The organism is Streptomyces sp. NPDC001796 (assembly GCF_042892355.1).
In the GTDB taxonomy this organism is placed as follows: Bacteria; Actinomycetota; Actinomycetes; order Streptomycetales; family Streptomycetaceae; genus Streptomyces.
Map to the genome: position 1 here is coordinate 455,295 of NZ_JBIAUC010000001.1, position 12,404 is coordinate 467,698.

The following is a 12,404-nucleotide window of genomic DNA, read 5'->3' on the forward strand; positions in this document are numbered from 1 at the left end:
CCGTACCGGGCGCACCGGGAAAACGTCTCACCGGAGGGGCCGAGTTCCGGTGCCCGCGCCGCGCCACGCGGAAACCCCGTGACCGCCGGTGACGGTGGCGGAGAGAATGACACCCGTGCGCTATCGCCTTCTCGGTACCACCCAGGCACTCCGCCCCGACGGCACGCCCCTGCCCGTCGGCGGGGCGCGGCTGCGTGCCCTGCTGACCGTGCTCGCGCTGCGGGCGGGCCGTGCCGTGCCGGTCGCCCTGCTCGTCGACGAGGTCTGGGACGGCGACCCGCCCGCCGACGCCCCCGGCGCGCTGCAGGCGCTGGTCGGGCGGCTGCGCCGGGCGCTCGGTGCGGACGCCGTGGAGTCCGTGGACGGCGGCTACCGGCTGACTGCCGCGCCGGACGACGTCGACCTGCACCGGTTCGAGCGGCTCACCGGGGAGGGCCTGCGCGCACTGGCCGACGGCGACCCCGCCAAGGCGGCGGCCGTGCTGGACGACGCCCTCGCGCTGTGGCGCGGCCCCGCCCTCGCCGATCTGCCGGGCCGCACCGCCGAGGCCGCCCGTTGGGAGACCCGCCGTCTCGACGCGCGCCGCGCCCGCCTCACCGCCGGGCTGGCCCTGGGCCACGGCGAGCAGCACCTGCCCGAGCTGACCGCCCTGTGCGACCTGCACCCCCTGGACGAGCCCCTGCAGGCGCTGCGCCTGCGCGCCCTGCGCGACGCGGGCCGCCCGGCCGAGGCCCTCGCCGCCTACGAGGACGTACGGCGGTTGCTCGCGGACCGGCTGGGCTCCGACCCTGGGCCCGAACTGCGCGCGCTCCACGAGGAGTTGCTGCATGCCCCGGGCGCCGCGCCCACCGCGGTCCCGCCCCGCGGGGGCACCCCCGCCGCGCCCCCACCTCCCGGCAACCTCCGTGCCCGGCTCACCTCCTTCGTCGGGCGCGACACCGACATCGACGCCCTTCGCGGTGATCTCGCCCACGCCCGGCTCGTCACCCTGCTCGGGCCCGGTGGCGCCGGAAAGACGCGGCTGTCCCAGGAGGCCGCAGAGACGGTGGCGCACGAACTGCGGGACGGTGTGTGGCTGGCCGAACTCGCCCCCGTCGACGACCCCGAGGCCGTGCCCGAGGCCGTGCTCACCGCCGTCGGCGCGCGCGAGACCGTGCTGCGCGGCGCGGGCGCCGAGGAGATGCGCGCCGTCGCCGACCGGCACGACGACCCCCTCGTCCGCCTCGCCGAGCACTGCGCCCGGCGCCGCATGCTGCTCATCCTCGACAACTGCGAGCACGTCGTGGACGCCGCCGCCCACCTCGTCGCACATCTGCTCGAAAGCTGCCCCGGCCTGACGGTCCTCGCCACCAGCAGGGAACCCCTCGGCGTCCCCGGAGAGGTGCTGCGCCCCGTCGAGCCGCTGCCGCAGCCGTACGCGCTGGAACTGCTCGCCGACCGCGGCGCCGCCGCTCGCCCCGGCTTCCGCGTCGAGGACGACCCCGAGGCCGCCGCCGAGATCTGCCGCCGCCTCGACGGGCTGCCCCTCGCCATCGAACTGGCGGCCGCCCGCCTGCGTATGCTCAGCCCTCGCCAGATCGCCGACCGGCTCGACGACCGCTTCCGGCTGCTGACCTCCGGCAGCCGCACCGTGCTGCCGCGCCAGCAGACCCTGCGGGCCGTCGTCGACTGGTCCTGGGACCTCCTCGACGAGGACGAACGCGCGGTGCTGCGCCGGCTGTCCGTCTTCTCCGGCGGCTGCGACCTGACCGCCGCCGAGGCCGTGTGCGGGCCCGCCGCCCTGGAGGCACTCGGCTCGCTCGTCGACAAGTCCCTCGTCGTGGCCGCCCCGTCGGGCGACGACGCGATGCGCTACCGGCTCCTGGAGACGGTCGCCGAGTACGCGGGGGAACGGCTCGACGAGTCGGGTGAGCGGTCCGACGCCGAACGCGCGCACCTCACCCACTACCGTGAACTGGCCCGCACCACCGACCCGTTGCTGCGCTCCTCGCAGCAACGGCCGGCGGTCGAGCGCCTCCAGCTCGAGTACGAGAACCTGCGTACCGCCCTGCGCCGCGCAGTCGCCGCCCGCGACGAGCAGGAGGCGCTGTGCCTGCTGCTCTCGCTGTGCTGGTACTGGCAGATGCGGGACCTGCGCACGGAGGCCCGCGCCTGGTCGACCGCGGTCATGGCCCTGGGCCCCGACCCGTTCACCTCGCCCGCGCGTCCGGTGCCGGACCTGCTCGACCGGCCCACCGACACCCCGCCGCCGATGCGCCCCGAGGTCCTCGACGAGGCCCGCCGCGGCGCGCATCTCGTCCACCTCGCCTGCATGGACATGGACATCCAGGCGTGGGAGACGCCCGAGGCCAAGGAGAAGCTGAGCGTCATCAGCCGGACCTACCGCCCCGGGCAGCCGCAGACCTGCCGGGTACCCGGGTTCCTGTGGTTCTTCGCCGTTCTGCTCACCACGGACATGGAGCGTGTGCGCACGGTCCTCGACGAGTCGGTCCGCACCTGCCGCGAGCTCGGTTACACCTGGGAGCTGGCCCAGACCCTGCAGTTGCGCGCCAACATCTTCGCCAACCGCGTCGACTGGGCGGGCGACGCGACCCGGGACGCGGACGAGGCGCTGGAGATCTTCCGCCGCCTCGGCGACGCCTGGGGCGCGGCCGAGGCCCTGTCAGCCCGCGGTGAGGCGAACGAACGCCGCGGTGACTACCTGCTCGCCGCCGCCGACTACGAAGCCGCGCAGCGTCAGGCCGAACAGCTCGGTGCCCTCTCCCAGATGGCCGTGCTCGGCGCCCGCCTCGGCAGCGCCCTGCTGGACGCGGGGGAGGCCGAGCGGGGTGAGCGGCTGCTGCGCCAGGTGATCGAGGAACGCCACGGCGCGACGGACGCGGTGCCGTTCGCCCGGATCTTCCTGGTGATGTGGCTCGGCCGGACGGACCGCGTCGCCGAGGCGCGCGAGCAACTCCAGGCGGTCCGCGAGGAGTTCGGCGCCATGTCCTTCGCGGTCTTCGACGGGATGGTGATGGGCCTGGACGCCTGGCTGGACGCCGTCGAGGAGCGGTACGAGGAGGCGCTCGTCAAGGTGCGCACGGCACTCGCACGCGCGGCGGACCGGATGAGCCTGCTGATCGCTCCGCACATGGCCTCCGTGCATCTGGTGACCGCGGCGATCGCGCTCGCCGGCGTGGACGGCGGGCGTCGCGCCGGGGACGCGGCCCGGTGTGTGGCGGCAGCCGACGGGCTGCTGCCGCCCGGCCACGTCCGGGCACCCGCGGAACTGGACGCACGCGCCAGGGCGGAGGCGGGCGCCCGGGCCGCGCTGGGCGACCCGGCCTACGAGGCCGCGTACGCGGAGGGCGGCGGCCTCACTCTGGAGGAGGCCGCCGCCCTCGTGTGACGCGGACCGGCTGGGCTCGGGCCGGGCGTCAGCTCTTGTTGTTGAACTTGCGGATGGCGATCGGCGCCATGACCAGCGTGAGGACGGCCGACCAGGCGAGGGTCACCAGCACGCTGTGGGCGACCGGGCCCCCGTTCATCAGACCCCGGGCGGCGTCCGCGAGCGTCGACAGCGGGTTGTAGTCGGTGAACGCCTGGAGCCAGCCCGGCATGGTGTTGGTCGGAGCGAAGATCGACGAACCGAACTGCAACGGCATCAGCACGAGAAACCCCATCCCTTGGACGGCCTGGGCGCTCTTCAGCACCACTCCCAGGGTCAGGAAGATCCACATGACCCCGAACCCGAAGAGGACCGACAGTCCGATCGCCGCGAAGAGGCCCGGGACGTTCGACACCGACAGTCCGAGCATGAAGCCCACCGCGAGCAGAACCGCAGTGGCGAACAGCATCCGCCCGAGCTCCACCGTGATCTTCGCGACCAGGACGGAGGCGCGGCTGATCGGCAGGGACCGGAAGCGGTCCATCACGCCCTTGTGGAAGTCCTCGTTGAATCCGGTGCCGACGCCCTGCGCGATGTTCATCCCCATCATCGCCATCAGGCCGGGGACCACGTAGTTGACGTATGCATGCCGGTTGTGGGTGCCCGCGATCGCGCCGCCGAAGACGAACACGAACAGCAGGCAGAAGATGATCGGGAACAGGATCGCGTCGAACATGGACTCCGGGTCCTGCCGGATCCACAACAGGTTGCGGCGGACCAGGGCACCGATGTGGCGCAGGTTCGCGCGCAGTCCGATACGGCTTTCGGAGACGGGGGCGGCGGGTGCGGTCAAGGTGGTGGCGCTCATGCCGCGACCTCCTCACGGGCGGGGGACGAGTCCTGCGCGGTACCGGCCTTGTGGCCGGTGAGGGACAGGAACACCTCGTCCAGGCTGGGCAGTTCGGTGGAGATGCCGGCGAGCGTGATGCCGCGGGCGGTGAGCGCGCCGACCACGGCGGTCAGCTGCTCGTCGCTGAGGATCGGCACGAGGACGGTGCCGGTCTCGGTATCCACGGTCGCGCTGCCGGGACCGGTGAGGCCGAACTCGTCGAGCGCCGTGGCCGTCGGGCGCAGCTCCGCCGGGTCGGCCGGGCGGACACGCAGCGTACGGCCGCCGACCTTGGCCTTCAGTTCGTCGATGGCCCCGCCCGCGATGACCTTGCCGCGGTCGATGACGGTCAGCTCGGAGGCGAGCTGCTCGGCCTCCTCCATGTACTGGGTGGTGAGCAGCACGGTCGCGCCCTCGGCGACCATCCGCTTGACCTCGGTCCACACCTCGTTCCGGGTGCGCGGGTCGAGGCCGGTGGTCGGCTCGTCCAGGTAGAGCACCGCCGGGTGCCCGATCATCGAGGCGGCCAGGTCCAGGCGCCGGCGCATACCGCCGGAGTACGTGGATGCCGGGCGCTTGGCGGCCTCGGTGAGCGAGAACCGCTCCAGCAGCCCGTCGGCCCGGGCGCGGGCCTCCTTGCGGGGCAGGTCGAGGAGCCGGCCGATCATGTACAGGTTCTCGAAACCGGACAGCTTCTCGTCCACGGAGGCGTACTGGCCGGTGAGTCCTATCACCCGGCGTGTCTGCCGCGGCTGCCGTACGACGTCGTAGCCGGCGACCACGGCGTGGCCGGCGTCCGGGGTGATCAGGGTGGACAGGCAGCGCACGAGGGTGGTCTTGCCGGCACCGTTCGGCCCCAGCACGCCGAGGACGGTGCCCTCGCGCACATCGAGGTCGACGCCGTCCAGCGCCTTGGTCTCACCGTAGTGCTTGACCAGCCCCCGCACGGTGACGGCCGCGTCCGGTGCGGCGTCGTTCGGGGTGTTGTCGATTCGCGTCATGCCACGAAGGTCTCAGGCCCCACCGACAAACGACCGACAGCGCACCTACACCCCACCCATCGTCCGCCGACAGCACCGACAACTCCCCGACGAACACCGCCACCATCAATTGAGGAACCACGACGGCGAGCAACCAGGTCCGCGAAAGCGGTGCCGGTTCAGGCGCAAAAGGGGTCGAGCAACCAGGTCCGCGAAAGCGGCGCCGGTTCAGGCGCAAAAGGCGGCAGCCCGCCGACGGGGGAAGATCGGCGGGCTGCCGCGCGCCACCTGAAGGGGCGCGGGGCGGTGGCCTTGTGGGGCTCAGCCGTGTGGACGCTCGGCGAACGTCAGTGGACCGAGTGCTCCTCGAGCGGGAACGTGCCGCCCACCACGTCCTCGGCGAACGCCCTGGCCGCGTCGCCCATCACCTGTCGCAGATTTGCGTACTGCTTCACGAACTTCGGCACCCGGCCCCCGGTCAGCCCGAGCATGTCCGTCCACACGAGCACCTGCGCGTCCGTGTCCGGACCGGCGCCGATGCCGACCGTCGGAATGTGCAGCACCCGCGTCACCTCGGCCGCCAGCTCCGCCGGGACCAGCTCCAGGACCACCGCGAACGCTCCCGCGTCCTGCACCGCCTTGGCGTCCCGCAGCAGCTGCGCGGCCGCCTCCTCGCCGCGGCCCTGCACGCGGTACCCCATGGCGTTCACGGACTGGGGGGTGAGGCCGATGTGCGCCATGACCGGGATGCCGGACTCCACCAGCAGCTCGATCTGGCGGTGCGAGCGCTCGCCGCCCTCCAGCTTCACCGCGCCGACCCCGGCCTCCTTCACCAGCCGGGTGGCCGAGCGCAGCGCCTGCACCGGGCCCTCCTGGTACGAGCCGAAGGGCAGGTCGCCGACGATCAGGGCGCGCCTGGTGCCCCGTACGACCGCGGCGGAGAGCATGGTCATCTCGTCGAGGGTGACGGGCACGGTCGTCTCGTACCCCAGGTGGCAGTTGCCCGCCGAGTCGCCGACGAGCATCACCGGGATGCCGGCCTCGTCGAACACGGACGCGGTCATCGCGTCGTAGGCGGTGAGCATGGGCCACTTCTCGCCGCGTTCCTTGGCGGCGGTGATGTCGCGAACGGTGATGCGGCGGGTGCTCTTCCCTCCGTACAGCGCCTTGCTGCTGTCGGAGGACCTGAGCGTGCCCTGAGCATGCTGCCCCTGGGCAGCCGAAAGCTGCGTCATCGCAACGGCTCCTTCTGTCATCTCGAGGCGCCCTGACGGCGTCCCCGGACCACTCCCATGGTGGCACCTCGTGCCACGCGCGGCTAGGGCAGGGGGCGCACCCGGAGTCCGGCCGGGAGGGGGGCCCGCTCAACCCCGGGCGGCCGGACCCGCGTCTCCTGGATTGGGCCGTTCGACACGTGACCAAGGTCTCTTCTTAAGGAGTCCGTAAAGACTTCCGATACGAGACGGTTCCGTATCGGAAGTCGCCTAGGCTCGCTCATATGACTACCCCTGCTGCCCCTGTCGAACGGCGGGTGCCCGATGCCGTGCACCGGCGCCGGTGGGCCATCCTCGGCGCGCTGATGCTCAGCCTGCTGATCGTGGTGCTCGACAACTCCATCCTGAACGTCGCCATCAAGACGATCTCCACCCCCGCGCCGACCGGCCTCGGCGCCACCCAGAGCGAGCTGGAGTGGGCCATCAACGCCTACACGCTCGTCTTCGCCGGGCTGCTGTTCACCGCGGGGCTGCTGGGCGACCGTCTGGGCCGGAAGAAGGCGCTGCTGGCCGGTCTCGTGGTGTTCGGCGCGGGGTCGGCGCTCGCCGCGGAGTCCGGTTCACCCGATCAGCTGATTGCGTTCCGCGCCCTCATGGCACTCGGCGCGGCCTTCGTGATGCCGGCCACGCTCGCCGTCCTCATGAACGTCTTCGAGCGCGACGAGCAGCCCAAGGCCATCGGCATCTGGGCCGGCGGCGTCGGCCTCGCCATCGCCATAGGGCCCATCACCGGCGGGGTGCTGCTCGACCACTTCTGGTGGGGCTCCGTCTTCCTGATCAACGTGCCGATCGTGATCCTGGCGCTCGCCCTGATGATCTGGCTGGTCCCCGACTCCCGCGACCCCAACCCGGGGCGCCTCGACCCGATCGGCGTGGTCCTGTCCGTCGTCGGCCTGGTCCTGCTCGTCTACGGCATCATCAAGGGCGGCCAGCTCGCCGACTTCACCGACACCAAGGTGATCGGCACCATACTGGCCGGCCTAGCCGTCCTCGCGCTCTTCGTCGTGTTCGAGAAGCGCAGCGACCACCCGTCCATCGACGTCGGCTACTTCAAGAACAAGGCCTTCTCCTCGGCCATCACCGCGATCTCCCTGGTCTTCTTCGCGCTGATGGGCGTGACCTTCTTCTCCGTCTTCTACACCCAGAGCGTGCGCGGCTACTCGCCGCTGCAGGCCGGTCTGCTGTTGCTGCCGCTGGCCGCCGCACAGCTGATCTTCGCGCCGCGTGCCCGGCTGCTGGTCGACCGGTTCGGCAACAAGGCCACGACCACCGCGGGCATGCTCATCATCGCCGCGATGCTCGCCGCGTTCGCCGCCCTGACGGCGGACACGCCCATCTGGATCCTCGAGGTCCTGTTCTTCCTGATGGGCACCGGCATGGCGCACATCATGACCCCGACCAGCGTCGTCATAATGCAGGCCCTTCCCCGCGAGAAGGCCGGCTCGGCGTCCGCGCTCAGCAACACCTTCCGCCAGGTCGGCGGCGCGCTCGGCATCGCGGTGCTCGGCTCGGTGCTGTCGACGTCGTACCGCGACGGCATCCAGGACAAGCTGACGTTCCTGCCGGCCGGCGTACGCCACACCGCCGGCGAGTCCATCGAGGCGACCCTCGGCGTCGCCTCCAGGCTCGGCCCGAAGGGCAGGGCGCTCGTCTCCCCGGCCAACGACGCCTTCCTGCACGCCATGCACGTCACCGCACTGTGGGGCGCGGGCGTGGCGGTGGTCGGCGCCGTGGTGGTCGCGCTCTTCCTGCCCGGGAAGGCACCCGCGCGGACCGGCACGGAGGAGCCGGAGCTGGTCGCGGCCGATCACTGACGGTACGTCAAGACGGGCACTCGCACAGCCGGGTGCCCGTTGACGACAGACAGCGGCGGAACATCCCACCGCCCGCCAAGGACGGAGTCGAACGTGAGCCTCGCCGACAGCAGGCCCCGTACCCAGCAGCAGGAGTGGCCCGTGCGCGGACGTCCACGCAGCGAGGCCGTCGAGCGGGCCATCATCGAAGGAGTGATGAAACTCATCGAGGACGGCGTGTCCCTCGCCGACCTGTCCATAGAGCGCATCGCCCGCACCGCGGGCGTCGGCAAGGCCACCATCTACCGGCGGTGGAACAACAAGGAGGACCTCTTCGTCGACGTCCTGCGCTCCGCCGACCCCGAGGACCCCGAGCTGCCGGGCACCTCGATGCGCGACGACCTCGTCATGCTGCTGGAGTGGCTGCGGCACCGCGCCCTCGCCAGCCGCTCCTCGGCGATCCTGCGCACCGTGCAGGCGCAGATGAAGTCCAGCCCCAAGATCTGGGCCGCCTATCACGCGACCGTCATAGCACCCCGGCGCCGGCTCAGCCTCGACATCCTGCGTCGCGGACAGCGGAACGGCGAGCTGCGCACGGACGTGGACCTCGATCTGATGAACGACATGCTGGTCGCCCCCATGCTCGTACGCTCCCTGCTGCGCCCCGAGGCGCCGCTCGAGGAGGGCCTGAGCGAGCGGATCGTCGACACGGCCCTGGAAGGCCTACGACCCGTCACATCGTAACGCCCACGTGCCGGTTTCCCGCGCGTATGTACGCGTTTCGTCACAGAAGGCCCCTCGGGAACCCCCGTTCGGAACTTCGGGCGCCGCCTTGTTCGTCCTCGTCCGCGTACGGCCGCCATGGGGCGGCAGGGACGGAGCCGATCATCCCCTAGGGTCGTTACCGCGGGGGGACGACGGTGTGCACGGCAAGGTGTGAGGCGACGGTATGGCGCAGGCGTACGTGACGGAGACGGGTGGCGGCGGCACGGGGCCGGGCCGCGGGGGATCCCGGCTCCGGCGCCTGTACGACGCTCTGCGCGGTGACCGCGGCATCTGGCGCCGCGGCATCGTCCTGGCCGCGCTCGCGGTGGTCCTCGCGCTGGTGATGCTGCTGCACGCGCAGATCCCCAACAGGATCGGCAACACGGGCTCCCTGACGGAGACGTTCCTGCCCTGGCTCGGGATCGTGGGCGTGCCCCTGCTGCTGATCCTGGCGCTGCTGCGGAAGTCGGCGACGGCGCTGATCGCGGTGCTGGTGCCCGTGACGGTCTGGCTGAACCTCTTCGGCGGGCTGCTCGGCGACAAGAGCGGCAGCGGCGGCGACCTGACCGTCGCCACGCACAACGTGAACGCCGACAACCCCGACCCGTCCGGCACCGCCCGGGACGTGGCCGGGTCCGGGGCGGACGTGCTGGCGCTGGAGGAGCTGAAGGCGTCCGCGGTGCCGGTGTACGAGCGGGCGCTGGCGTCGACGTACCGGTACCACTCGGTGCAGGGCACGGTCGGGTTGTGGAGCAAGTACCCGCTGAGCGGGGTCGAGCCCGTGGACATCAAGCTGGGCTGGACGCGGGCCATGCGGGCCACCGTGAACACGCCGGAGGGCGAGGTCGCCGTCTACGTCGCCCACATGCCCTCCGTACGGGTCAAGGTGGCGGCCGGGTTCACGGCGCGGCAGCGGGACACCAGCGCGGACGCGCTCGGGGAGGCCATCGCCGACGAGAAGCTGAACAAGGTGATCCTGCTCGGCGACCTGAACGGCACGATGAACGACCGAGCGCTCAACGCCGTCACCTCCCAGATGCGCTCCACGCAGGGCGCGGCCGGCAGCGGATTCGGGTTCAGCTGGCCGGCGTCGTTCCCGATGGCCCGGATCGACCAGATCATGGTCAGGGGCGTGGACCCGGTGAGCTCGTGGACGCTGCCGCGGACGGGGAGCGACCATCTGCCGGTGGCGGCACGTGTGAACGTCACCACTTCTTAACCCCGCGGAATACTGGGCCTGGAAAGCTTTGTTCCGTACTTGAACATACGAACGCAGACGACGTACGGAACCTCGTTTTGGAAAGGCACAGGCACTTCATGCCCCTGGCCCTGTTCGCCCTCGCCGTGGGCGCCTTCGGGATCGGAACAACCGAGTTCGTGATGATGGGCCTCCTGCCCGATGTCGCGGACGACCTGCACATATCCATCCCCACCGCCGGGCACCTGGTCTCGGCGTACGCCCTGGGCGTGGTGATCGGCGCGCCGCTGCTCGCCGCGGTCACCTCGCGCATGTCCAGGCGCACGGTCCTGATCGGCCTGATGGCCCTGTTCGTGCTGGGCAACGCCCTCTCGGCGCTGGCGCCCGGCTACGACTCGCTGCTGGCCGCCCGCTTCCTGAGCGGGCTGCCGCACGGGGCGTTCTTCGGCGTCGGCGCGGTCGTCGCCACCAACCTGGTGGCGCCCGAGCGCAAGGCCCGCTCGGTCTCGCTGATGTTCCTGGGCCTGACGGTCGCGAACATCGCAGGCGTGCCGGTGGCCACGCTGATGGGCCAGCACCTGGGGTGGCGCGCGACGTTCCTGGGCGTGAGCGCGATCGGCCTGGCCGCGATCGCCTCCCTCCTCCTGCTGATCCCGCACGACCACACCCACGCCCCGGCCGGCGGCCTGCGCGGCGAACTGGCCGCCCTGCGCTCGCTGCCCGTGTGGCTGGCACTGGGGACGACGGTGGCGGGCTTCGGCGCGCTGTTCTCGGCGTACAGCTATGTGACGCCGATGCTGACGGACGCCGCGGGCTACGCCGACTCGAGCGTGACGCTGCTGCTGGCGCTGTTCGGCGTGGGCGCGACGATCGGCAACCTGGTGGGCGGCCGGCTGGCGGACCACTCGCTGCGGGGGACGCTGTTCGGCGGCCTGGTGTCGCTGGCGGCGGTCCTGTCCCTCTTCCCCCTCCTGATGAGCGCCGAGTGGAGCGCGGCCATGGCGGTGACGCTGCTGGGTATGGCGGCGTTCGTCACCGGGTCGCCGCTGCAGCTGATGGTGATGGAGAAGGCGTCGGCGGCGCCGTCGCTGGCGTCGTCGGCGAACCAGGCGGCGTTCAACCTGGCGAACGCGGGCGGAGCGTGGATCGGCGGCCTCGCGTTGGCCGCGGGCTTCGGCGTGACGTCTCCGGCGGTGGCCGGGGCGGGGCTGGCGGTGCTGGGTTTGGCGGTGGCCGGGGTGGCCTACGTGGTGGACCGGCGGCGGGAGGTTGTCCGGGTGGGCCGGGTGGTCGCCACCCACGTACCCGAGCAGTCCGGCGCCCTGCATCCCTGACCCCGGGGGGCTCCGCCCCTGGACCCGGTCTGACTGGGTGCTCGGATCGGCTGGATCCGGTGCGGGAGGAATGGAGCGGCGGGGTGGTGGGGTACGTCACGGGGGCTTGCCGTTGCGGCATGGAGGGCCCCTGCCGGGGCCGGACGGCGTCCCTCCTCGATATGGTCCTGGAGAGGAACGCCGTCCGGCCTGCTCTTACTGTTCGACAAGGTACCTGACGTAGTCGACGACGTATTCGCCGTACTGGAGCACCGATCCGATGGCTTCCAGCCTTGTGTACTGCTCGACGGAGAGTGAGGCGTCGGGAGCACAGCTGATCGCTCTCAGCAGCGTCCGGAACGCCACCTCCGGGGTGCAGCGGCGCGCGCAGTCGGTGAGCGCCGCACGCACCTCGGCCGCCAGGAACGATGCGCCCTCGATCTCGGCGAGGACGGCGTCGAGGCAGGCCGTGCCGTCCTCGGTGTCCGCCCCCGTAAGGGGACGCACCTCCGGGTTCGCGGACAGTCGGGCGTCACACAGGCCGACGACCGTCCGCGTCCACTCGGCTCCTCCTCCCAGGCGCTCGAAGCTCGGCATGTACTGCGATCCGGCTTCCCACAAGACCTCCAGCGTCGGTGACGGAAGGTTGCCGAGAATCAGCGCGTCACGGCGTACTGCCAGGGACTCCTCGTCGGCCGATTCCGCGAGGTGCTTGGCGACGACGTCGGCAGCGGTGTCCCCTTCGTAGGTCCAGTCCTGGTGGAAGAAGTGCATCACCCAGGACACACCGAAGTCGAACTCCGTGAAGCGTGGCATCGTGTCCTG

9 protein-coding genes are annotated in these 12,404 nt (G+C 71.6%); 5 read left to right on the forward strand and 4 right to left on the reverse strand.

All coding sequences use genetic code 11. The annotated features are described in order from the left end of the window. The first annotated feature begins 106 nt into the window (after nt 1-106). A complete protein-coding gene (locus ACFYZE_RS02045) occupies nt 107-3,388 on the forward strand; it encodes a BTAD domain-containing putative transcriptional regulator (protein WP_388987096.1) in 3,282 nt (1,093 codons plus the stop codon). 28 nt (nt 3,389-3,416) lie between these two features. On the opposite strand, the gene ACFYZE_RS02050 is transcribed toward ACFYZE_RS02045, so the two are convergent. The 3 genes from ACFYZE_RS02050 to panB all read right to left on the reverse strand — a co-directional run bounded on the left by ACFYZE_RS02050 (nt 3,417) and on the right by panB (nt 6,471). Then, nucleotides 3,417-4,235 carry an ABC transporter permease gene (locus ACFYZE_RS02050; RefSeq protein ID WP_388987098.1) on the reverse strand — a complete coding sequence of 273 codons (819 nt, stop codon included), beginning with the start codon at nt 4,233-4,235 and terminating at the stop codon, nt 3,417-3,419. After that, nucleotides 4,232-5,257: an ATP-binding cassette domain-containing protein gene (locus ACFYZE_RS02055; protein WP_388987101.1), complete on the reverse strand. Its 1,026-nt coding sequence runs from the start codon at nt 5,255-5,257 to the stop codon at nt 4,232-4,234. The genes ACFYZE_RS02050 and ACFYZE_RS02055 overlap by 4 nt, the downstream gene beginning before the upstream one ends. A 326-nt stretch (nt 5,258-5,583) precedes the next feature. Then, a complete protein-coding gene (gene panB / locus ACFYZE_RS02060; RefSeq protein ID WP_388987104.1) occupies nt 5,584-6,471 on the reverse strand; it encodes a 3-methyl-2-oxobutanoate hydroxymethyltransferase in 888 nt (295 codons plus the stop codon). A gap of 263 nt (nt 6,472-6,734) precedes the next feature. Here panB and ACFYZE_RS02065 point away from each other — a divergent pair, with 263 nt between their 5' ends. The 4 genes from ACFYZE_RS02065 (at nt 6,735) to ACFYZE_RS02080 (ending at nt 11,600) form a co-directional block, all read left to right on the forward strand. Next, nucleotides 6,735-8,324, forward strand: a complete 1,590-nt coding sequence (locus ACFYZE_RS02065) for an MFS transporter (RefSeq protein ID WP_388987107.1) — start codon at nt 6,735-6,737, stop codon at nt 8,322-8,324. 93 nt (nt 8,325-8,417) lie between these two features. Next, complete coding sequence (locus ACFYZE_RS02070; protein WP_388987109.1) at nt 8,418-9,047, forward strand: TetR/AcrR family transcriptional regulator; 630 nt, start codon at nt 8,418-8,420, stop codon at nt 9,045-9,047. Between the two features lie 205 nt (nt 9,048-9,252). Continuing rightward, a complete protein-coding gene (locus ACFYZE_RS02075) occupies nt 9,253-10,287 on the forward strand; it encodes an endonuclease/exonuclease/phosphatase family protein (RefSeq protein ID WP_388987111.1) in 1,035 nt (344 codons plus the stop codon). Nucleotides 10,288-10,385: 98 nt separating this feature from the next. Then, the gene (locus tag ACFYZE_RS02080; protein ID WP_388987114.1) at nt 10,386-11,600 is read left to right on the forward strand and encodes an MFS transporter; all 1,215 of its coding nucleotides are present in this window, start codon (nt 10,386-10,388) and stop codon (nt 11,598-11,600) included. A 195-nt stretch (nt 11,601-11,795) separates the two neighbouring features. On the opposite strand, the gene ACFYZE_RS02085 is transcribed toward ACFYZE_RS02080, so the two are convergent. Next, on the reverse strand, nt 11,796-12,395 hold the full coding sequence (locus ACFYZE_RS02085; RefSeq protein ID WP_388987117.1) for a hypothetical protein: 600 nt from the start codon (nt 12,393-12,395) through the stop codon (nt 11,796-11,798). Nucleotides 12,396-12,404: the final 9 nt, after the last annotated feature.

Excerpts from the sequence above, each read along its gene's own strand:
- ACFYZE_RS02080 (WP_388987114.1), top strand. The coding sequence starts at position 10,386 with ATGCCCCTGGCCCTGTTCGCCCTCGCCGTGGGCGCCTTCGGGATCGGA.
- ACFYZE_RS02050 (WP_388987098.1), bottom strand. The coding sequence starts at position 4,235 with ATGAGCGCCACCACCTTGACCGCACCCGCCGCCCCCGTCTCCGAAAGC.
- ACFYZE_RS02045 (WP_388987096.1), top strand. The coding sequence starts at position 107 with ATGACACCCGTGCGCTATCGCCTTCTCGGTACCACCCAGGCACTCCGC.
- ACFYZE_RS02085 (WP_388987117.1), bottom strand. The coding sequence starts at position 12,395 with ATGCCACGCTTCACGGAGTTCGACTTCGGTGTGTCCTGGGTGATGCAC.
- ACFYZE_RS02065 (WP_388987107.1), top strand. The coding sequence starts at position 6,735 with ATGACTACCCCTGCTGCCCCTGTCGAACGGCGGGTGCCCGATGCCGTG.
- ACFYZE_RS02075 (WP_388987111.1), top strand. The coding sequence starts at position 9,253 with ATGGCGCAGGCGTACGTGACGGAGACGGGTGGCGGCGGCACGGGGCCG.
- ACFYZE_RS02055 (WP_388987101.1), bottom strand. The coding sequence starts at position 5,257 with ATGACGCGAATCGACAACACCCCGAACGACGCCGCACCGGACGCGGCC.
- panB (WP_388987104.1), bottom strand. The coding sequence starts at position 6,471 with ATGACGCAGCTTTCGGCTGCCCAGGGGCAGCATGCTCAGGGCACGCTC.